The organism is Geodermatophilus obscurus, assembly GCF_900143215.1.
In the GTDB taxonomy this organism is placed as follows: Bacteria; Actinomycetota; Actinomycetes; order Mycobacteriales; family Geodermatophilaceae; genus Geodermatophilus; species Geodermatophilus obscurus_A.
In genome coordinates, this window is the sequence record NZ_FRDM01000006.1 from 71,598 (window position 1) to 91,837 (window position 20,240).

Annotated in this window: 18 protein-coding genes and 1 pseudogene; 15 read left to right on the plus strand and 4 right to left on the minus strand. The window is 76.1% G+C overall.

The window, feature by feature from the left end:
* Positions 1-10: 10 nt before the first annotated feature.
* On the plus strand, positions 11-694 hold the full coding sequence (locus BUB17_RS08230) for an RraA family protein (protein WP_072916202.1): 684 nt from the start codon (positions 11-13) through the stop codon (positions 692-694).
* Positions 691-1,572, plus strand: a complete 882-nt coding sequence (locus BUB17_RS08235) for a DUF1932 domain-containing protein (protein ID WP_072916205.1) — start codon at positions 691-693, stop codon at positions 1,570-1,572. Before BUB17_RS08230 ends, BUB17_RS08235 begins: the two co-directional genes overlap by 4 nt.
* Positions 1,573-1,666: 94 nt before the next feature.
* On the opposite strand, the gene BUB17_RS08240 is transcribed toward BUB17_RS08235, so the two are convergent.
* Complete coding sequence (locus tag BUB17_RS08240) at positions 1,667-3,157, minus strand: HNH endonuclease signature motif containing protein (protein WP_072916209.1); 1,491 nt, start codon at positions 3,155-3,157, stop codon at positions 1,667-1,669.
* Positions 3,158-3,348: 191 nt separating this feature from the next.
* Here BUB17_RS08240 and BUB17_RS08245 point away from each other — a divergent pair, with 191 nt between their 5' ends.
* Entirely contained in the window at positions 3,349-3,786 is a 438-nt protein-coding gene (locus tag BUB17_RS08245) for a hypothetical protein (protein ID WP_072916212.1), read from the plus strand.
* Between the two features lie 67 nt (positions 3,787-3,853).
* Positions 3,854-4,549: an MBL fold metallo-hydrolase gene (locus tag BUB17_RS08250; protein ID WP_072916216.1), complete on the plus strand. Its 696-nt coding sequence runs from the start codon at positions 3,854-3,856 to the stop codon at positions 4,547-4,549.
* Positions 4,550-4,566: 17 nt separating this feature from the next.
* Here the strand turns inward: BUB17_RS08250 and BUB17_RS08255 are convergent, their stop codons facing one another.
* The gene (locus BUB17_RS08255) at positions 4,567-5,790 is read right to left on the minus strand and encodes an MFS transporter (RefSeq protein ID WP_072916220.1); all 1,224 of its coding nucleotides are present in this window, start codon (positions 5,788-5,790) and stop codon (positions 4,567-4,569) included.
* On the minus strand, positions 5,787-6,998 hold the full coding sequence (gene lhgO, locus BUB17_RS08260; RefSeq protein ID WP_072916223.1) for an L-2-hydroxyglutarate oxidase: 1,212 nt from the start codon (positions 6,996-6,998) through the stop codon (positions 5,787-5,789). Before lhgO ends, BUB17_RS08255 begins: the two co-directional genes overlap by 4 nt.
* A gap of 141 nt (positions 6,999-7,139) precedes the next feature.
* On the opposite strand from lhgO, the gene BUB17_RS08265 reads away from it, so the two are divergent.
* The 4 genes from BUB17_RS08265 to BUB17_RS08280 are packed head-to-tail and all read left to right on the plus strand — an operon-like array spanning position 7,140 to position 10,531.
* Entirely contained in the window at positions 7,140-8,027 is an 888-nt protein-coding gene (locus BUB17_RS08265) for a dihydrodipicolinate synthase family protein (protein ID WP_072916225.1), read from the plus strand.
* Positions 8,028-8,086: 59 nt separating this feature from the next.
* The gene (locus BUB17_RS08270) at positions 8,087-8,941 is read left to right on the plus strand and encodes a fumarylacetoacetate hydrolase family protein (protein ID WP_072916229.1); all 855 of its coding nucleotides are present in this window, start codon (positions 8,087-8,089) and stop codon (positions 8,939-8,941) included.
* A 25-nt stretch (positions 8,942-8,966) separates the two neighbouring features.
* Complete coding sequence (locus BUB17_RS08275) at positions 8,967-9,755, plus strand: SDR family oxidoreductase (protein WP_072916232.1); 789 nt, start codon at positions 8,967-8,969, stop codon at positions 9,753-9,755.
* Entirely contained in the window at positions 9,755-10,531 is a 777-nt protein-coding gene (locus BUB17_RS08280; protein WP_072916235.1) for a fumarylacetoacetate hydrolase family protein, read from the plus strand. The genes BUB17_RS08275 and BUB17_RS08280 overlap by 1 nt, the downstream gene beginning before the upstream one ends.
* 87 nt (positions 10,532-10,618) lie before the next feature.
* Here BUB17_RS08280 and BUB17_RS08285 read toward each other — a convergent pair whose 3' ends face one another.
* Positions 10,619-11,293 carry a TetR/AcrR family transcriptional regulator gene (locus tag BUB17_RS08285; protein ID WP_072916611.1) on the minus strand — a complete coding sequence of 225 codons (675 nt, stop codon included), beginning with the start codon at positions 11,291-11,293 and terminating at the stop codon, positions 10,619-10,621.
* A gap of 95 nt (positions 11,294-11,388) precedes the next feature.
* Here BUB17_RS08285 and BUB17_RS08290 point away from each other — a divergent pair, with 95 nt between their 5' ends.
* The 7 genes and pseudogenes from BUB17_RS08290 (at position 11,389) to BUB17_RS08325 (ending at position 20,076) form a co-directional block, all read left to right on the plus strand.
* Positions 11,389-13,533, plus strand: coding sequence for an acetate--CoA ligase family protein (locus BUB17_RS08290; protein ID WP_072916237.1), 2,145 nt, complete (start codon positions 11,389-11,391; stop codon positions 13,531-13,533).
* Positions 13,534-13,583: 50 nt separating this feature from the next.
* A complete protein-coding gene (locus BUB17_RS08295) occupies positions 13,584-14,321 on the plus strand; it encodes an enoyl-CoA hydratase/isomerase family protein (RefSeq protein WP_072916240.1) in 738 nt (245 codons plus the stop codon).
* A gap of 63 nt (positions 14,322-14,384) precedes the next feature.
* A complete protein-coding gene (locus tag BUB17_RS08300; protein ID WP_072916244.1) occupies positions 14,385-15,521 on the plus strand; it encodes an acyl-CoA dehydrogenase family protein in 1,137 nt (378 codons plus the stop codon).
* Positions 15,518-16,615 (plus strand): acyl-CoA dehydrogenase family protein, encoded by a 1,098-nt coding sequence (locus BUB17_RS08305; RefSeq protein WP_072916247.1) that lies wholly within the window; start codon positions 15,518-15,520, stop codon positions 16,613-16,615. The genes BUB17_RS08300 and BUB17_RS08305 overlap by 4 nt, the downstream gene beginning before the upstream one ends.
* A pseudogene (locus BUB17_RS08310) lies at positions 16,612-18,027 on the plus strand (UGSC family (seleno)protein). The gene BUB17_RS08305 and the pseudogene BUB17_RS08310 overlap by 4 nt, the downstream one beginning before the upstream one ends.
* Entirely contained in the window at positions 18,024-19,049 is a 1,026-nt protein-coding gene (locus tag BUB17_RS08320) for a hypothetical protein (protein WP_208983344.1), read from the plus strand. Before BUB17_RS08310 ends, BUB17_RS08320 begins: the two are co-directional and overlap by 4 nt.
* A complete protein-coding gene (locus BUB17_RS08325; protein WP_072916256.1) occupies positions 19,042-20,076 on the plus strand; it encodes a hypothetical protein in 1,035 nt (344 codons plus the stop codon). Before BUB17_RS08320 ends, BUB17_RS08325 begins: the two co-directional genes overlap by 8 nt.
* Positions 20,077-20,240 lie beyond the last annotated feature (164 nt).

Consider the following 20,240-nt stretch of genomic DNA (forward strand, 5'->3'; position numbering starts at 1 on the left):
GAGCCCCGACATGAGCACCTGCCGGCTGCACCCACCCGGCCCCCGTCCGGACGCCGGCCTGCTGGAGCGCTGCCGCGCGCTGCCGACGAGCATCCTGTCCGACTGCCTCGCCCGCAGCGGCGGGGTCTGCGGCGTGCACCGGGTGCCCGGCGGCGGCTGGCCGCGGGTGGCCGGGCCCGCGCTGACCGTGCGCACCCGACCGGGCGACAACCTGGTCGTCCACCGCGCGCTCGACGTCGCCGGACCCGGCGACGTGCTCGTCGTCGACGGCGGCGGCGCGCTGGACCGGGCGCTGCTCGGGGAGATCATGGCGCGCTACGCGGCCGCCCGCGGGCTGGCCGCGCTGGTCGTCGACGGTGCGGTGCGCGACGTCGAGGGGCTGGCCGCGGGTGCCGTGCCGGTCTTCGCCCGGGGCGTCAACCACGTCGGCCCGTACAAGGACGGCCCCGGTGAGATCGGCGGCCCGGTGCACGCCGGCGGCACGGTGGTGCGGGCGGGCGACGTGGTGGTCGGCGACGCCGACGGCGTCGTGGTCGTGCCGCACGAGCGGGTCGCGGAGGTGGTCGCGGCAGGCGAGGAGCAGGTGCGGACGGAGGCGGCGGTGTTCGCGCACATCGCCGCCGGCACGTGGGACCGGTCGTGGGTGGCCGCCGCGCTCACCGAGGTGCGGGTCGGTCCCGGGGTGGTCGCGTGAGCACCCGGTGGGGGTTGGTCGGCTTCGGCGAGGCCGGCCGGGTCATCGGCACCGCGCTGGCCGCCTCCGGTGCCGACCTGGCGGTGCACGACCGGGTGCTCCTCGACCCGGAGCGCGGCCCGGGGCTGGCGGAGGCGGTGCGGGCGGCCGGGGCGCAGCCGGTGGCCGACGTCGCCGCGCTCGCCGGCCGGGACGTCGTCCTCTCGCTGGTCACCCCGGCCACCGCGCTCGCCGTGGCCGAGGGGCTCGCGGACGTCGTCGGCAACGGCGTCCTCTACGTCGACCTCAACTCCACCGCGCCGCAGGTCAAGGAGGCGGTGGCGGCCGCGCTGCCCGCCGCGCGGGTGGTCGACGGCGTGATGACCGGCGGGGGCATCCGGCTCGACGGCAGCCGCATCCCGATCTCGCTGGCCGGGCCGGACGCCCCGGAGGCGGCCCGGCTGCTGTCGGGGGCCGGGTTCCGCACCGCCGTCGTCGGCGAGCAGGTGGGGGCCGCGGCGGCGCTGAAGATGCTGCGCAGCGTCGTGGTCAAGGGCCTGGAGGGGCTGTGGACCGAGGCGCTGCTGGCCGCCCACGAGCTGGACGTCGTGGAGCCGCTGATCGCCATGGTCGAGGAGACGCTGGACCGCTGGCCCACCCGCGACTTCGCCACGATGCTCGTCACCACCCACGTCGCGCACGCCGGCCGCCGGCAGGCGGAGGCCCGCATGGTGCGCGACACCGTCGCCGGCACCGGCGTCGAGCCGTTCATGTCGGCGGCACTGGTGGCCCGGCAGGAGCGCACCGCGCGCGGGCTCGAGCAGGCCGGACGGCAGGCGGGAGAGGTGCCGCCGACGCTCGCCGACGCGCTGGAGGTGTTGCGCTCGCTGCCCGGCTGAGCCGCGACACGCGCTACCCGCCGACCGGAACCGTCACAGCGGTGTGCCAGTTCCGGTCGGCGGGCGTCTGGGGTCCTCGTCCGCTCGTGCGAGGTCAGAAGGGTGGCAGATCGTCGTCCGGTATGGCCACCGCTGGCGGAGTCGACGCGGCCGCTGGTGGCTCGGGCGGTCGCAGGCCGGGTGGTCGGGTGGTGCGGGTGACGCCGGAGGGCGTGGTGACGTGCAGGGTGCCGTCGTCGTCCAGGACGAACCGCCAGCCGCGGGCGTGGGTCTTCAGCCGGTGGTGGCTGCGGCACAGGCAGCAGAGGTTGGCGCAGTCGGTGGCCCCGCCGGCGGCGTGCGGGATGACGTGGTCGCGGTCGGTCCAGCCGGCGCGCTGCCCGCAGGTGGGGAAGCGGCAGACGCGGTCGCGGGTGGTGAGGAACGCGTGCTGGGCGGCGGTGGGCGTGTAGGCGGCGGTGGGTGCCGGCCGGTCGAGCACCGGGCAGCCGCAGTTCTGCTCGGGGTGGGTGGGGCAGCCGCGGCGGGCCAGCCGGGCCAGTTGCTCGGGGGTGGCGGTGGCCCGCAGCCGGCCGTCGGCGTCGGTGACCGCGAGGGTCACCGTGCCGCCCTCGGGTGTCTGCAGTGCCAGGGCACCGAGCCGGGTGAGCAGCTCGCGCAGGTGCGCGGCGGTGATCGGCTGCCCGTTGACCTCCCCGGGCTGATCGGTCCGGCCGGCCAGCGCGTCGAGTGCGGCGGTGATCGTCAGCTGGGCGGTGACCGGCGTCCGGCTGGTGTCCCAGGGGCGGCGGATCAGGTCGGCCAGCACCGCGGCACGCAACTCGCCGATCGGGCGGGGGTCACCGTCGGCTGTGCGCATCGCGGCCAACTGGTCGACCCCGTCGAGGCACTCGGCCGACACCGGGGTGGGCAGGTCGGCGGCCAGCGCGCTCATGCCCTCCCGATGCGAGGGATAGGAGCGCACGTCGGCCTGCCGGCGGGCGTCCTTCCGCCGCTTGTCGACGGCGTCGGCGTCGCACTCCAGCAGCAGCGCCAGCGCCCGGACCCGCAGCCGGCCGGTGGACAGGTGCGTGGCCGCGGGCAGCAGCCGCGCCTCGATGGCCCGGGCGACCGCCGGACAGGTGTGCTGCAGCACCTCGGCGAGCACCTTCGCGCGGGCCTCGTCCAGGCCACCGGCGGCCAGCGCCGCCCAGGTCGCCGGCAGGCTCTCCCGATAGGTCCAGGCCCGATGCGCCAGGTGGGCGGCGGTGCCCCGCCCGCAGTTGAGCACGGTGGCCAGCTCGCTGGTGAAGAACGCCGACACCCCCGGCAACTCGGCATCCGGCGCCCACGACCCCTTCTTCGCGCCGGGGTGGCCCGGCGGCGGATCCAGCGTGTCCGGGGTGTCCTCGGCCAGTCCCAGCACCAGTTCGGCCTCGTAGGCGGCGTCCATCGCCTTGCGGGCCTGCAGGCGCCGCAGCTCGGCGGCCTTCCCCTCCCGGGTCAGCAGCCCCACCGGCAACCGCGCAGTGGTCGGGGGACGGTCGAGCAGCCGGCCGACCAGCTCAGCCTCCAGCGGCGAGCGCAGGGCACCGGCTGACGTCATGACCCGAACATACGTACGAGGTACGACAGTTCTCGGCTCTTGATCGAGGGATCAGCGGGTCGAGGTCAGCGGGGCCCGGTCCACTGCCTTGCGTCGTCCCGCGGTCAGCCGCGGACACCGCCGACCGGAACTGTCGTACCCCGGAGGCAGGGTTTCTCCGACACCCGACACGGACTCCGGGAGGGGACGCGGTGATCCTCGAGCCCAGGGCGACCGATCTGGACCTCGTCGAGGTGGAGAACGCGCTGCTGCGCGCCGCGGTCGGCGACTACTCCGCCGAGGCGGCGGTCCTGCTGCTCGCCAACGCCGGACACTGGCTGCCCCAGCTGCGGGGCGCCGGGCTGATCTGCCTGCTCGGCGACGTCGACGGCGAGGGGCTCTGGGCGCAGGTCGCCTGGCCCGACCTCGAGGCCGCACTGCGCGCCGGGACCATCAGTGGCACCGGCAGCCAGCTGCGGCTGTTGCGAGCGGCCGCCTCCCTCGCCGACGGGCAGCCGGTCGACCTCGGCGACCTCGCCGCCGGCCTCGACCGCGACGGCCTCGCCCTCGTGCTGGCCGCCGTCGCCCACGCCGGGGGCAGCCACGGCGACGACCTCCCGCCGCTGGCCGCCTGGCCCGCCCCGGACTGACCGGGCGGCTCTCCCCCTACGGCGAACACGGGGGCGAGGCGGCGGGTCAGGCGTCTAGCGTCCGGACATGGACGTGGTCGATGTGGTCCCGGGCCTGCACCTGCTGCGGTTGGGCATCGCCAACGCCTATCTGTGGCACGACGGGGACGGCGCCACCCTCGTCGACACCGGCCCGCCCGGCAGCGGCCCGGCCGTCGCTGCTGCGATGGAGTCCGTCGGCCTCCGCCGTCAGGACCTGCGCCGCATCGTGCTGACCCACTTCCACGACGACCACGCCGGCTCGGCCGCGGAGATCGCCTCCGGGGTCGGCGCACGGGTGGTCGTGGGACGTGCGGACGCCCCGTTCGTGCGCGGCGACGTCCCCGGGCCGCCCCCGGCGTTCACCCCGGCGGAGCAGGCGCTGCACGCCGTCGTCGCCGCGGACCTGGAGCCGGCGCCGGCGGCTCGGGTGGACGAGGAGGTCGAGGACGGGCACCTGCTGGACCTCGCCGGCGGCGCCGTGGTGCTCGGCACGCCCGGTCACACCCCGGGCAGCATCGCGCTGCACCTGCCGCGGCACGGGGTGCTGATCACCGGCGACACCGTCGCCGAGCACCGGGGTCAGGTCGTGCTCGGCCCCTTCAACACCGACCGTGCCGGCGCGTGGGCGTCCCTGCAGCGCCTCGCCGCGCTGGACGTCGAGGTCGCCTGCTTCGGCCACGGTGAGCCGGTGACCGCTGACGCCGGCGCAGCACTCCGCCGGGCCACCGACCCCTTCGCCTGAACGCCCGGGACCCGCGCTCAGGCCCGGGCGGCGGCCCGGCGGCGGTGGGCGGCCACCAGCCCGGGGCGGTCGCGCAGCAGCAGGTGCCGGCCGAGCACGATGACCAGCCCACCGACGACGGCGAGGGCGGCGGTGGCGGTCCAGGCCACGGCGTAGGAGCCGGCCGACACGACCGCGCCGAAGGCCAAGGGCCCGAGCGCGGCGCCCATGCCCATGCCGCCCTGGGTGATCGACGTCGCCTGCGCGGCCATCCCGTGGTGCATGCGGGTGATGGCGTAGGTCGACAGCCCCGCCCACGCCCAGCCGGTGCAGTAGCCGACCACCGCGCCGACGGCGATCAGCGCCTCGACCCCGGTGCCGAGCAGCGCGTAGGACAGCCCGCCCACCGACATCTGGGCGGCGACGACGAGCAGCCAGCGGGTGCGCACCCGGTCGGCCAGCCAGCCGGCGGCCACCCGGGCCAGGGCGCCCATCCCGCTGGCCACCGCGGCCAGCACGCCGGCGGTCGCCGGGGCGATGCCGCCGGCGACCGCGGTGCTGACGAAGAAGGAGCCCAGCGCGTTGCCGGTGCCCGCGCCGAGCATCAGCCCGGCGGCCAGCACGTACAGCGGCCCGCGCCGGAACGGCCCGGCCGCCTCCGACGGCGGTGCCGAGGACCCGGCCGATCCCATCCGCCGCGCGCCGGGCACCGACAGCACCACCAGCAGCGCCAGGACGGCGCCCAGGCCGAACGCGGTCCGCCAGCCCAGCGGGATGGCCACCAGCGGGATGGCGACGCCCGCGAGCAGCGTGGACAGCGGGATCGCCGCCTGCTTGAGGCCGTAGGCCAGACCCTGCCGGTCGGCGGCCACCGACCGGGCGATGAGGTCGTTGCTGGCCGGCTGCCCGACGCCGTTGCCCCACCCGGCGACGACGAGCGCGGCGACCAGGACGGCGGTGTCGACGGCGGCGACCGCGACCACGAACATCGCGAGCGCCGCGGTGAGCCCGGAGAGCCGCACGACCCGGATGCTGCCCAGCGTGCGCACCAGCGCGCCGGCGAAGAGCGCCGACACCGCCGAGGTGGCGAAGAACGCCGCGACCAGCAGGCCCAGCCGCGACGGCCCGACGTCGAGGTCGGCGCGCAGCTGCACCCACAGCACGCCGACCAGGTAGGCCGGGAGCACGCCCGCGGTCGTCACCGTGACCGCGGCGGTCGCCGCCCGGACCGAGCCCGCCGGCCGCTCCCGGCGCGCTCTCACGGCGCGCCTTCCTCCGCCAGCAGCAGCTCCACCAGGTGCTCGGCGATCGCGAGGGACGACGTCGCCGCGGGGGAGGGGGCGTTCCGCACGGCGACCACCGCGCCCCGCCGGGTGATGCGGAAGTCGTCGACCAGGCTGCCGTCGGAATCCAGCGCCTGCGCCCGGATCCCCGCGGTGGCCGGGACCATGTCCTCGACGGCCAGCTCGGGCACGTAACGGCGGGCCGCGGCGGTGTACGCGCGCTTGCTCAGCGAGCCGCGCATCTCCGCCAGGCCGGTGCGCCAGTGCTGCCGGGCGAAGCGCCGGAAGCCGGGGAAGCGGGCGATCGCGGCCAGCTCGGCGGGGGAGACGTCCCGCCACCGGTAGCCCTCGCGGGCCAGCGCCAGGACGGCGTTGGGGCCGACCAGCACCTCGCCGTCCACCCGCGGGGTCAGGTGCACGCCGAGGAACGGGTACCGGGGGTCGGGCACCGGGTAGACCAAGCCGTTCACCAGCGCCCGCTTGTCCGGCCGCAGCGCGTAGTACTCGCCGCGGAAGGGCACGATCCGCGGGGCGTCGTCGTCCCCGGCCAGCCGTGCCAGCCGGTCGACCTGCAGCCCGGAGCAGAGCACCACCCGGTCGACGGTGACCTCCTCGCCGGCGGTGCTGGTGACGACGACCTCCCCGCCGGCGGACCGCAGGCCGGCGACCTCGAAGCCGGTGCGGACGGTGGCCCCGGCCTCGCGGGCGTCCTCGGCGAGCTGCTCGGTGACGGCGACGTAGTCCACGATCGCGGTGGTCGGCGAGTGCAGCGCGGCGATGCCGGCGACGTGCGGCTCGAGATCGTGCAGCTCCGCGCGGTCGATCACCCGGACCCCGGGGACGCCGTTGGCGCGGGCCCGCTCGGCGATCGCCCCGAGCCGCTGCTCCTCGGCCCCGTCGAGCGCGACGAGGACCTTGCCGATCTCCCGGTAGGGCAGCCCCTTCTCCGCGCAGAACTCGCGGAGCAGGGCGACCCCGCGGCGGCACAGCGTCGCCTTGAGCGAGCCGGGCTCGTAGTAGAGGCCGGCGTGCACCACGCCGCTGTTGCGGCCGGTCTGGTGGGCGGCGAGCCGGTCCTCCTTCTCGAGGACGGTCACCACGGCGTCGGGGGCGCGGGCCAGCAGCCGGCGGGCCACGGCCGTCCCGATGATCCCGCCCCCGACCACGGCGTATCGCTGGACCGGCATCGCGCTCCGTCCTCTCGGCCGCCCGCGACGTCGCGGGGGGCGGGTGTGGGAACGGTTCCCGGCAGGCGGCTACGGTGCCGATGTGATCTCCGTCGCGCGCCGAGCCCCCGGCCTCTGCTCCCGTTCGCAGGGTAGTTCCCGGTGACCGCCCTCACCGGTGTGCTGCCGATCACACTCACCCCGTTCACCGAGGACGACGACGTCGACGAGGGCAGCATCGACAGCCTCGTCGAGGACTACCTCGGCGCCGGGGCGCACGGGCTGACCATCCTCGGGATCATGGGTGAGGCGGCCCGCCTGCTCGACGACGAGCGCGAGCGGGTGCTGCGTCGCTACCTGCAGGCGACCGCCGGGCGGGTGCCGGTCGTCGCCGGCGTCTCCGCCCGGGCCACCCGCATGGCGCTGGACTACGCGCGGCGGGCCGAGGACGCCGGCGCGGCGGCCGTGATGCTCGCCCCGCCGGACAACACCCGGAACCTCGACCTGGTCTTCGAGCACTTCCGGCTGGTCGCCGAGGCGGTGTCGGTGCCGGTCGTGGTGCAGGACGAGCCGGTGAACACCGGCGTGGTGATGCCGGCGCCGTTCCTCGTCCGGCTGCTCGACGAGATCGAGGGGTGCCGCTACCTCAAGCTCGAGGAGACCCCGACGCTGCCCAAGATCACCGCGGTGCGGCAGCGGGCGAAGGAGCCGGTCGGCATCTTCGGCGGCCTCGGCGGGCTCTACCTGTACGAGGAGCTGCTCCGGGGCGCGGACGGCATCATGACCGGCTTCGGCTTCCCCCAGGTGCTGGTCGGTACCTACGAGCGGTTCGTCGCCGGCGACCGTGCGGGCGCGCAGGAGTTCTTCTTCCGGTACCTGCCGCTGATCCGCTACGAGGCCCAGCTCGGCGTCGGCGGGGTGACCATCCGCAAGCAGGTCTTCGCCCGGCGCGGGGCCATCGCCTCCCCGCACGCCCGCTTCCCGGCCCCGCCGGTCGACGAGCTCACCCTCGCCGAGCTCGACGACCTGATCGCCGCCGTCGGCCTGTAGCCCACCCCCGCGGGTCGTGCTGCCGCACGGCCCGCGCCCGCCTGCGAGAGGACACCGCTGTGCGACTGACGACGCTGCGACTGGACGGCGCGGAGCCGGGGGCCCTGGTGCGCCCGGGCGGCGCGGTACCGCTGCCCGCGCTCAACCGGCGCCTGCGGACCGACTGGCCGGAGACGGTGCAGGAGCTGCTGGAGCGCGGCCGGGTCGAGGAGCTGCGCGACTGGGTCGCCGGCCAGGACGCCGCCGGGCTCGACGAGCTCGTCGTGCCGCAGGAGCAGCTGGCGTACGCGCCGCTCTACCGGCGCCCGCGCAAGATCTGGGGCATCGGGCTGAACTACGTCGAGCACGCCGCCGACCTGAAGGAGTTGGCGCCCTCGACCGAGCCGGCCAGCTTCCTCAAGCCCGACACCACGATCATCGGCCCGGATGACCCGATCCGGATCCCCCCGCAGTCGCAGCGCACCACGGCCGAGGGGGAGCTGGGCGTGGTCATCGGCCGCGAGTGCAAGGACGTCGACGAGGCCGACGCCCCCTCGGTGGTCGCCGGCTTCACCACGATCGTGGACATGACTGCCGAGGACATCCTCGAGAAGAACCCGCGCTACCTCACCCGGTCCAAGAGCTTCGACACCTTCTTCAGCTTCGGCCCCGAGCTGGTGACCGTCGACGAGGTGGACGACGTCGACGCGCTGGAGGTCGCCACGATCCACAACGGCCAGGTGCACCGGCGCAACGTCGTCTCGAACATGACCTTCCGGCCCTGGTGGCTGGTGGCCTTCCACTCCCGGGTCATGACGCTGCTGCCCGGCGACGTCATCTCCACCGGCACGCCAGGTGCCGTGCACATCCGCTCCGGTGACACCGCCGGTGTGCAGATCACCGGCTTCCGCGAGCTCACCAACCCCGTGGCCTGACCGCCCGACCGACGGAGGACAACCGATGGACCTCGAACTCACCGGCCGGGTCGCCCTGGTCACCGCCGCCTCCAAGGGCCTGGGCCGCGCCACCGCGACCCAGCTGGCCGCCGAGGGCGCGCGGGTGATGATCTCCAGCCGCGGCGCCGACCAGCTGGCGCGCACCGCGCAGGAGATCGCCGACGCCACCGGCGCGCAGGTCGAGTCGTGCCCGGCCGACGTCTCCGACGCCGCCGACCTCGACCGGCTGCTGCGCGAAACGCGGGAGCGGCTCGGCGGCGTCGACGTGCTGGTCAACAACGCCGGCGGGCCGCCGCCGGGTGGGTTCGACGCGCTCGACGACGCCCAGTGGCAGCAGGCGTTCGAGCTGAACCTGCTGTCCACCGTGCGGCTGTTCCGCGGCGTGCTGCCGCACATGCGCGAGCAGCGCTGGGGCCGGATCGTCACCGTCGCGTCCTCCTCGATCAGGCAGCCGATCGACAACCTCACGCTGTCCAACACCCTGCGGGTGGGCCTGCTCGGGCTGGCCAAGAGCGTCGCCCTGGAGGTGGCCGCCGACGGCGTGCTGGTCAACACCCTCGGCCCCGGCCGGATCGCCACCGACCGCGTCGCCTCGCTCGACGCTGGTCGCGCCGAGAAGACCGGGCAGTCGGTCGAGGAGGTCCGCGCGCAGAGCGAGGCGGGCATCCCGCTGGGCCGCTACGGCACCGCGGAGGAGTTCGGCAAGGTGGCGGCGTTCCTCGCCTCGGGCGCCAACACCTACGTCACCGGCCAGAACTTCCTGGTCGACGGCGGCATGGTGCGGGCCATCTGATGCGGATCGCGCGCTACACCCCGGCCGCCGGCGGTCCGGCCTCGTACGGCCTGGTCGAGGGGGACGGCGACGGCGCCGTCGTCGTCCGGCTCGAGGGCGACCCGTTCGACGGCGTCCGGACGACGGAGGAGCGGATCCCGCTCGGCCAGGTGCGGCTGCTCGCCCCGGTCGAGCCCAGCAAGGTGCTGTGCCTGGGCCGCAACTACGCCGAGCACGCCAAGGAGCTGGGCAACGAGGTGCCGGAGATCCCGGTCGTGTTCGCCAAGTTCTCCACGTCGGTGGTGGGTCCCGACGCCGAGGTGCCCTATCCGCCGGACACCGAGAACCTGCACTTCGAGGGCGAGCTGGCGGTCGTCATCGGCCGGGAGTGCACGCGGGTCCCGGCCGAGCGGGTGGCCGACGTCGTGCTCGGCTACACCGTCGCCAACGACCTCACGATGCGGGACATGCAGCGTGCGGAGAAGCAGTGGACCCGCGCCAAGGGGTTCGACCGCTCCTGCCCGCTGGGGCCGTGGGTGGAGACCGGCGTCGACCCGGCGGCGCTGTCCCTGCGGACCACCGTCAACGGCGACGTGAAGCAGGACGGCACGACCGCGGACATGCTGCTCGACGTCGCCGCGTGCGTGTCGTGGGTCAGCCAGACCATGACCCTGCTGCCCGGGGACGTCGTGCTCACCGGCACCCCGGCCGGCGTCGGGCCGCTGCAGGCCGGCGACGAGGTGACCGTGACCCTCGAGGGCATCGGGTCGCTGTCCACCCGCATCGTCGCGAGCTGAGCCCCGGATCTCTCCCCGACGAGTCAGCCGCTGCTTCCCCCTGGAAGCAGCGGCTGACTCTCCCGGGACCGGATGGGCGCAGCTCGGTCAGCCGCGCACCGGCAGACCGAGGGCCTGCGCCCACAGCCGGGTCAGCGCGGCGACCAGCCGCTCCTGCTCGAACTCGCCGTCGAGCACCAGCCAGTAGTGCACCAGCCCGTTGACCATCGCGACGAGCGCGTGCGCGCTGTACTCGGCGTCGAGGTCGGCGGCGACCAGGCCGTCGCGCTGCAACTGCTCGATGCTGTGCCGCACCCGGCCGACGTTGCGCTCCCGGGCGGCCTGGCGCAGCGCCCGCACCTCCGGGTCGAAGGTGGTGACCTGCTCGAACAGCGCCATCAGCGCGGTGTTCTGCAGGTACGTGTCGACGAACCGGCGGTTGGCCCGGTCGATGCGGTGCACCGCGACCTCCTCCGGTGAGCCGTCCGGCGGGCCGGGCTCGCGGCGGGTGCCCATCGAGGCGTAGAGATCGTCCATCGTCTCGGCCACCAGCGCCCGGAAGACGGCGGTCTTGGAGCCGAAGTACGTGTAGAAGCTGCCGTGCGCGACGCCGGCCGCCGCCGAGATGTCGGTGACCCGGGCCGCCAGGAACCCGTCGCGCTCGAACACCTCGCGGGCGGCGGCCAGCAGCCGGGCCCGCATCCGGCGGCCGCGCTCGGTCGTCGGCAGGGCGGCCGGGGCGGCGCCGGCCGGGCCGCGCACCGCTTCCGGTGGTGGGGGCACGGGCACCTCCCGCCCTCGTCGTTGACATTGACGTCGATGTCAACTTAGCTGCTGTGCAGCTCCGCTGTCGTCCCTCCGAGGAGGCGTGCCGCCCGATGACCGTGCCGACGCCGGACCCGCACGACGACGGGCTGCAGGCGCTGCTGCGACCGCGGGGGATCGCGCTGCTCGGCATCTCGGGCCGGTCGGAGAACCTGATGTCCCGGCCGCTGCGCTATCTGGTCGAGCACGGCTACGACGGCGGCATCTATCCGGTCAACCCGAACTACGGGGAACTGGTCGGCCGCCGCTGCTACCCCGCGCTGGCCGACGTCCCGGACCCGGTCGACCTGGTGCTCGTGCTCGTCGCCGCCGACCGGGTGGAGGACGCGATCCGGCAGGCCGCCGCGGTCGGCGCGCGGGCGGCGGTCGTCTACGCCTCCGGGTTCGCCGAGGTCGGTCCGGAGGGCGTGGCGCTGCAGCAGCGGCTGGCCGCGGTGGCACGGGAGACCGGCGTCCGCGTCGTCGGACCCAACTGCCAGGGCTTCCTGTACACGCCCACCGGCGTGGTGGCCACCTTCACCGCCGCCGCCGACCGGCCGCTGACCTCCGGCAGCGGCGTCGCCTACGTCGGGCAGAGCGGCGCCGTCGGCGGCTCGGTGCTCGACCTGGCCACCGACATGGGCCTGGGCCTGGCGGCCTGGTTCAGCACCGGCAACCAGGCCGACCTCGACCTGACCGAGGTCTCGCTGCACCTGCTGGCCGACCCGACGGTGCGGGTGCTGATGCTCTACGTCGAGGCCACCGGCGACGGTGCGGCCTATGCCGAGCTGGCCCGCCGCGCGCAGCAGGCCGGCAAGTCCCTGGTCGTGCTGCGCTCGGGGCGCTCCAGCGCCGGCCGCCGGGCGGTGGCCAGCCACACCGGCTCGATGCTCGGCGACGACGTCGCCTTCGTGCTCACCTCCCGGCGGTACGGCGTGGTGCTGGTCGACGACATCGACGAGCTGCTCGCGGTCGCGGCGGTGCTGGCCGCCGGGAAGCCGGCCGAGGGGCCGCGGGTCGCCGTCGTCACCACCTCCGGCGGGGCCGGCAGCCTCGCCGCCGACCAGTGCGAGGACGTCGGCCTGCACCTGCCCGAGCTGTCGGCGGCGACCCAGGCGCGGCTGCGCCCGCTGATACCGCCCTTCGGCGCGCTGGCCAACCCGGTCGACGTCACCGCTCAGCTGTTCAACCGGGGGGCGCACGCCTTCGGGGACGTCTGCCGGATCATCGCCGAGGACGACGCCGTGGACGTCGTCGCCGTCCTGGTGACCATGGTCGTCGGGGAGGCCGGCGCCCGGCTCGCCGAGGACCTCGTCGCCACCGCGGCGAAGCTGCCCTGCCCGCTGCTGGTCGGCTGGATCGCCGGGCAGGAGCTGACCGTCGAGGGCCGCCGGGTGTTCCGCGAGGCCGGCGTCCCGGTGTTCGGCTCGGTCGGCGACCTCGCCCGCGTCGCCGCGCGGCTGGCCCCGCCGCGGCACCGGGGCACCCCGCCGCCGCTGCCGGCGGTGCCCGACGTCCCGGCCGCCGAGGTGCGCGCACTGCTCGAGGCGCCCGTGGTGGACGGCGCGGCGCTGCTGCGGTCGATCGGCATCGCGCAGCCGGCGTCCACGCTGGTGACCAGCCCGGAGGCCGCGCGCGACGCGGTCGCCGCGCTGCCCTGCCCGGGCGTGCTCAAGCTCGCCGCCGCGGACCTGGCGCACAAGAGCGAGGTCGGTGGCGTGCGGGTCGGCGTGGGCCCCGACGCGGCGGCGGCCGTCTTCACCGAGCTGCTCGACGCCGCGCGCCGGCACCACGTCCCGGGCGTGGGGGGCGTGTACGTGCAGGAGCTCGTCCCGCCGGGCACCGAGCTGATCCTCGCGGTCACCGCCGGCCGCGACGGCTTCCCGCCGGTGGTGACCGTCGGCCTCGGCGGGGTGACCACCGAGCTGTACCGCGACCTCGCCTCGGCGCTCGCCCCGGTCTCACCGGAGGAGGCGTGGGCGATGCTGCGCGGCCTGCGCGCCTGGCCGCTGCTGGCCGGCTTCCGCGGCGCCGAGCCCGCCGACGTGCCGGCCGCGGTCGACGCGGTCGTCCGGCTGTCCCAGGCGGCGCTGGCGGCGGGCGACCGGCTGGCCGAGTTCGAGGTGAACCCGCTCATCGTCGCGCCGCGCGGGCGGGGGGCGACCGCCGTCGACGTCCTGGTGCGCACCACCGGCTCGCGGGAGCCGATCGGCGAGTAGGCATCCTCAGCGGCACACCCCGGACCCCAGCAGAGAGGCAGGACACCCCCGTGGGACAGATCCAGTTGGAGCGGCACGGCGGCGTCGCCGTGTTCACGGTCGACTCGCCCGAGGTCAAGAACGGGCTCACCCCGGAGATGGGGCTGCAGCTGTCGGAGCTGTGCGACGAGGTGGACGCCGACCCGGCGATCGGCGCGGCCGTCGTCCGGGGCGCGGGCGGCACCTTCTGCTCCGGCGCCGACCGCCGGCGCTGGACGCCGGGCAGCGACCAGGCCGAGGACAAGACGTACAAGGAGCTCGGCGCGGTCTACACCGCCTTCCGCCGGGTGGGCACGCTGCAGGTGCCGACCATCGCCGCGGTGCGCGGCGCCGCGGTCGGCGCGGGGATCAACCTGGCGCTGTCCACCGACCTGCGCATCGTGTCCGAGAGCGCCCGGCTGATGGCCGGCTTCCTGCGGATCGGCCTGCACCCCGGCGGCGGCTACTTCACCATCAGCAGCCGGACGGCGGGCCGCGAGGCCACCGCCGCAATGGGTCTGTTCAGCGAGGAGATCGACGGCGTGCGCGCCGCCGAGATCGGCCTGGCCTGGAAGGCCGTCCCCGATGACCAGGTCGAGGACCTCGCCCTGGAGCTCGCCGGCCGCGCCGCCAAGGACCCGGAGCTGGCCCGCGAGGCGGTCCGCTCCTTCCGCACCGAGGCCGGCCCGCCCGGGATCGGCTGGGAGGCCGCGCTGCACTTCGAGCGGGCGACCCAGATGTGGTCGCAGCGGCGGCGCGAGACCGCCTGATCCGAACCCCCGCCGGGCCGGCGACGGAGCCGGCCCGGCGGGACCCACCCGAGGAGGGATGCCGTGCAGTTCGCGCCGACCGTGCTCACCCCGGCCGAGGAGGCACTGCGCGCCGAGGTGCGCGAGTTCCTCGCCGCCGAGCTCCCCGCCGGGCACCGGCCGGCGCTCGGGTTCGCCGGCCGGCACGATCCGGAGTTCTCCCGCACGCTGGCCGAGCGCGGCTGGGTCGGCATGGCGATCCCGCCCCGGTACGGCGGGCACGGGCGCAGCGCCGTCGACCGGTTCCTCGTCGCCGAGGAGCTGCTCGCCGCCGGTGCTCCCATCGGCGCGCACTTCGTCGCCGACCGGCAGACCGCGCCGGCGCTGCTGCACTTCGGCACCGAGGAGCAGCGGCAGCGGTTCCTGCCGGGCATTGCCGCCGGTGAGGTCTACTTCTCCCTCGGCATGAGCGAGCCGGATTCCGGCTCCGACCTCGCCTCGGTGCGCACGAGGGCGACCCGGGTCGAGGGCGGCTGGACGGTCACCGGCACCAAGGTGTGGACCAGCGAGGCCCACCGCAACCACTTCTTCGCCGTGCTCTGCCGGACCTCTCCGGTCGAGGAGGGCCGCAAGCACGCCGGCCTCTCCCAGCTGATCGTCGACCTGTCCGCACCGGGCGTGCGCATCTCACCGATCCCGTACCTCGACGGCAGCCACCACTTCAACGAGGTGGCCCTGGAGGACGTGTTCGTGCCCGACGACATGGTGCTCGGCGAGCTCGGCTCCGGCTGGCAGCAGGTGACCAGCGAGCTGGCCTACGAGCGCAGCGGCCCCGACCGGTGGCTGTCCACCTTCCCGGTGCTGCGCGAGTGGCTGCGCGAGCGCGGCGCAGCGGTCTCCGGCGAGGAGGCCGTCGTCCTCGGCCGGCTCGCGGCCCGGTTCCGGGCCATCCGGCAGCTGTCGCTGTCGGTGGCCCGCGCGCTCGACGGCGGCAGCGCACCGGTGGTCGAGGCGGCGCTGGTCAAGGACGTCGGCACCCGCTTCGAGCAGGACCTGGTCGAGGCGCTGCGCGAGGCCGCGGAGACCGAGCTCGACCAGGGCTCGCGCTCGCTGTTCCCGTCGCTGCTCGCCGAGGCGGTGCTGACCTCGCCGTCGTACACGCTGCGCGGCGGCACCACCGAGATCCTCCGCTCCGTCGCCGCGAAGGGACTGGCTGCATGAGCGACGACCGCACCGTGCTGACCGAGGTCGCGACCGGCCTGTTCCGCGACCTGTGCACCCCCGGGGACGTCGTCGCCGCCGAGGCGACCGGGTGGAGCGAGCGGCTCTGGTCGGCGCTCACCGAGTCCGGCTTCCCGCTGGTGTCGGTGCCCGAGGAGGCCGGCGGCTCCGGCGGGGATGTCGCCGACGCCTGCGCGCTGCTCACCGTCGCCGGCCGCTTCGCCGCCCCCGCGCCGCTGGCCGAGACCGGGCTGCTCGGCGGCTGGGCGCTGGCCGCGGCCGGGCTCGAGCTGCCCGAGGGCCCGCTGTCGGTGGCCGTCGGCGCGCCCGGGGACGCCGTCGAGCTCGCCGGCCGGCGGTTCTCCGCGCGGCTGTCCCGGGTGCCGTGGGGCGGGCGCAGCGACCGGGTGGTCGCCCTCGCCGGGAGCGGCGGGCAGCGGTTCGTCGTCTCCGCGCCCACCGCAGCCGCGACCGTCACGAACGGCCGCAACCTCGCCGCCGAGCCGCGCGACACCCTGGTGTGGGACGACGTCGGGCTGCCCGACGACGCGTTCGCGCCCGCCCCGCCCGGGGTGGACGGCGCGGCGCTGCGGTTGCGCGGCGCGCTGGCCCGCGCAGCACTGATCGCCGGGGCGCTGGCGCGGGTGGCCGAGCTGACCGTCCGCTACACCGGCGAGCGGCAGCAGTTCGGCCGCCCGGTCGCCCGGTTCCAGGCGGTGCAGGCGCACCTGGTCACCATCGCCGAGGAGGCGGAGCTGGCCGGGCTCGCCGTCTCGGTGGCCGCGCTGAACGCGCGCCCCGACCCGTCCTTCCTCGACGTCGCGGCAGCGAAGGCGGCGGCCGGCGAGGCGGCGACGATCGCGGCGCGCGCGTCCCACCAGGCGCACGGCGCGATCGGCATGACCAAGGAGTACGAGCTCGGCCAGCTCTCCCGCCGGCTGTGGTCGTGGCGCGACGAGTTCGGCAGCGAGCGGTACTGGAGCCGGGAGCTGGGCCACCGGCTGGCCGCCGCGGGCGCCGACGCGCTGTGGCCGAGCATCTCGACGGGGCTGGTCAGCGAGCCGGCGAGCTCACCCGAGGGCAGCTTCGCATGAGCACCGACTGGGACGTCGCCGTCGTGGGCGCCGGGATCGCCGGGCTGACCGCCGCGCGGGTCGCCGCCGACCGGGGTCTGCGGGTGGTCGCCTACGACCGGCTGACCCCCGGCGGTCAGCTGGTCAACCTGACCGCGCTGCACGACCACCCGGGCGGCACCGGTCCGGAGCTGGTGTCGGCGCTGACCGCCGCGGCCGAGGCCGCCGGCGTGCGGATCGGCTACGCCGAGGTCACCCGGGTGCACCCGGGCTCGGCGGTGCGGCTGGAGACCGGCGACGGCGAGGTCACCGCCGGGGTGGTCGTCGTCGCGGCCGGGCTCGGCCCCGGGCGGCTCGGGCTGCCGGCGGAGGAGGCGCTGGTCGGGCGCGGGATCTCCACCTGCGCCGGGTGCGACGGCCCGCTGTTCCGCGGGCGCGCGGTCGCCGTGGTCGGCGAGGACGAGTGGACGGCGGAGGAGGCGCTCGAGCTGGCCGGCTGGGCGTCGGCGGTGACCGTGCTGGTGCCGGGCCCGCCGCGCTGGTCGCCGGAGCGGGCGGAGCGGCTGGCGGCCGCCGGGACGGTCGAGGTGCTGACCGGTGCGGCGGTGACCGCGCTGCGCGGCGAGGGCGTGCTGTCCGGCGTCGTCGTCCGCACCGCCGACGGGGAGCGTGACCTGCCGGTCGCCGGGCTGTTCCCGTTCGTGGACCGCCGCGGGCCCGAGGGCCTGGTCGACGGGCTGGCCGCCGACGAGCACGGCCGGCTGGTCGGCGCCGGGAACGTGCTGGTCGCGGGTGACGCCCGGGCCGGTGCGGAGCAGTCGCTGGCCGCCGCCGAGGCCGACGGACGCGCCGCCGGGGAGGCCGCGGTCGCCGCCCTGGCGGCGACCGCCGGGTCGCTGCGGATCGTCGACCCGACGTACGGCCTGCCGCCGGAGGACGACGCCGGGCCGGTGGAGGCCGCCGGCAGCACGGCGACGTGGACCGACGTCGCGCTGTTCACCAACTCCAAGCCGAACGCGACCGAGCTGCTGCGCGGGCTGGGGCAGCGGCTGCAGGCGCACTGGGAGCTGCCGGAGCTGGGCTTCGCGGCCAAGGAGAGCGCCTCGGTCGCGGCGGACAAGGACACCATCGACTGGCTGTCGCAGCGCTTCAAGATGGTGCTGGTGGCGGTCGGCGACTAGGGCTCGTGCTCGTCGTGGAGTCTCCACGACTCGGTGGAACTGGAGAAGCGTGGCGTCGTCGCGCCGCTGGTGGTGACCGAGACGTTCCTGCCGCTGGTGCAGGCGCAGGCCCGGGCGCGGCGGGTGCGGCCCCGGCTGGTCGTCGTCCCGCACCCCGTGGGCGGGCTGAACGAAGCCGAGCTGGCCGGCCGGATCGAGGGCGCGGCCGCCGAGCTGCTGCGGATGGCCGACGAGGCGAGGGGGCTGTCGTGAGTGCCGTGCTCGACCTGCCCGGGGTCACGGAGGAGAGCTGGCAGGAGGAGGCGTACCGCCGCGGCTGGGGCGACGGGCTGCCGCTGGTGGCGCCGACCCCGGCCCGGGTGGCGGCGGCGCTGGCCGCGCTCGACGGCATCGACCTGGAGCTCGGTCCGCTGCCGCCGTCCGGGCTGGTGCCGACCCGGGAGAGCTTCGCGGCCAACGCGGTGATGGCCGGCTGCCGGCCCGCGGACCTGCCGGTGGTGCTCGCCGCCGTCCGCGCGCTGCAGGCCCCCGAGTACAACCTGCACGGCGTGCTGGCCACGACGCACCCGTGCGCGCCGATGGTGGTCGTGAACGGCCCGGTGCGCGGGGAGCTCGGCATCAACTCGGGCGCCAACTGCCTGGGCCAGGGCACCCGGGCCAACGCCGTCATCGGCCGGGCGGTGCAGCTGACGCTGATGCACATCGGCGGCGCCCGGCCCGGCGTCATGGACCGCGCGACGCAGGGCGGGCCGGCGAAGTACACGTTCTGCTTCGGCGAGAACGAGGAGGACAGCCCGTTCCCGCCCTTCTCGGTGCGCCGCGGCTTCGCGCCGGGGGAGTCGGTGGTGACCGTCGCGGCGACCGAGGGCCCGCACAACGTCAACGACCACGGCGGGACGACGGCCGAGGACCTGCTGCTCACCATCGCCGGGACGATGGCCCAGCCCGGGTCGAACAACGTGTACGTCAAGGGCCCGCACTTCCTGGTGCTGGGTCCGGAGCACGCGGCCACGTTCGCCCGCGACGGGTGGACGGCGGAGGCGGTGCGGAACGCGCTGTGGGAGCGGGCGCGGATCCCGGTGTCGAAGGTGTCGCAGGCCAACCAGCGGCAGTTCGAGGACTGGGGCGTGGTGCCCGACGGCGACGCGTACCCGGTGAGCACCGGCCCGGAGATGCTGCACGTGCTGGTGGCCGGGGGAGCGGGGAAGCACTCGGTGTGGATCCCGTCGTTCGGTGCGACCGCGGCGGTGTCGCGCGCCGTGCCGCGTGTCTGACCGGCCCCTGTTCGCGCCGGACGCCGACCCCGCCGCGGTGGCGGCCGAGCTGCTCGACGCCGGGCACGGCGACGGGCTGCCGGTGGTGCCGCCGACCGCGGCCCGGCTCGACGCGATGGTGGCCGGGGCCGCCGACCCGGACGCCGTCCTGGGCCAGGTGCCCCCGCTGTTCGGCGAGCTGACCGTGCGGGCCGTGGCTTGGCACGCGGTGCTGGCCGGGTGCCCGGCGCCCGCGCTCCCGGTGGTGGTGGCCGCGGTGCGGGCGGCGCTGGAACCGGGGTTCAACCTGCTCGGCATCGCGACGACGACCGGCGCGCCGGCGGTGGGCGTGCTGGTGCACGGGTCGGTCGCCCGCCGGATCGGCATGACCTCGGGCGCGGGCGGGCTGGGCACCGGGAACGCGGGGAACGCCGGCGTCGGGCGGGCGGTCTCCCTCGCCCTCGCCGGGATCGGCGGGGCGCGCGCCGGGCTCACCGACATGGCCACGATCGGCTCGCCGGCGAAGTACGGCTGCTGCACGGCGGAGGCGGCCCGCCCGCTGCCCTCGCTGGCCCAGCGACGCGGGCTCGGGGTGGACGTCGACGCGGTGACCGTGGTCGGGGTCGGCGGGCTGGTCGAGGTGCTGCCGGGCGAGGGGTACCGCGAGCCGCCGTCCGTGCTGGGTCCGGCTGCGGCGGCGATGGCGGGCGCGGCGATGGCCGCCGGGGACCCGGGTCGCTTCCGGAACGGCGAGCAGTTCCTGCTGCTGCCGCCGGAGCTGGCCGCGCTGGTGGCGGAGCAGGGCTGGGGCGCCGACCGGATGGCCGGGTTCCTCTTCGAGCAGGGCAGTGCGCTGCTGCAGGCGTCGGCGTCCGCGCTGGCGTTCCGCGCGGGACTGCCGGTGTACGCCGCCGGGGACCTGCGGGTGGCGGCCTCGGCGGACGACGTCCGGATCGTGGTCACCGGCGGGGCGGGCGGGAAGATGGCGTTGCTGCCGACCTGGGCGGGAGGCTCGCGCTCGGTGACCGCCGCCGTCCGCCCGGTCTGACCGTCCGCGCGGCTCGGGCGGCGAGAGGCCGGGCGATCCGCTCCCGGCCGGGCCCGGTCAGCTCCGCGGCGATCCCGCGCCGTCCGGCGACGGTCCAGCCGGCGCACGGCGACGGCGCCCGCTCCTGCTCGGGGATGAGTGCGAGCAGGAGGTCGAGCAGGTCC

Coding starts and splice junctions, on each gene's coding strand:
- BUB17_RS08230 (WP_072916202.1), top strand. CDS start 11: ATGAGCACCTGCCGGCTGCACCCACCCGGCCCCCGTCCGGACGCCGGC.
- BUB17_RS08240 (WP_072916209.1), bottom strand. CDS start 3,157: ATGACGTCAGCCGGTGCCCTGCGCTCGCCGCTGGAGGCTGAGCTGGTC.
- BUB17_RS08250 (WP_072916216.1), top strand. CDS start 3,854: ATGGACGTGGTCGATGTGGTCCCGGGCCTGCACCTGCTGCGGTTGGGC.
- lhgO (WP_072916223.1), bottom strand. CDS start 6,998: ATGCCGGTCCAGCGATACGCCGTGGTCGGGGGCGGGATCATCGGGACG.
- BUB17_RS08275 (WP_072916232.1), top strand. CDS start 8,967: ATGGACCTCGAACTCACCGGCCGGGTCGCCCTGGTCACCGCCGCCTCC.
- BUB17_RS08280 (WP_072916235.1), top strand. CDS start 9,755: ATGCGGATCGCGCGCTACACCCCGGCCGCCGGCGGTCCGGCCTCGTAC.
- BUB17_RS08290 (WP_072916237.1), top strand. CDS start 11,389: ATGACCGTGCCGACGCCGGACCCGCACGACGACGGGCTGCAGGCGCTG.
- BUB17_RS08305 (WP_072916247.1), top strand. CDS start 15,518: ATGAGCGACGACCGCACCGTGCTGACCGAGGTCGCGACCGGCCTGTTC.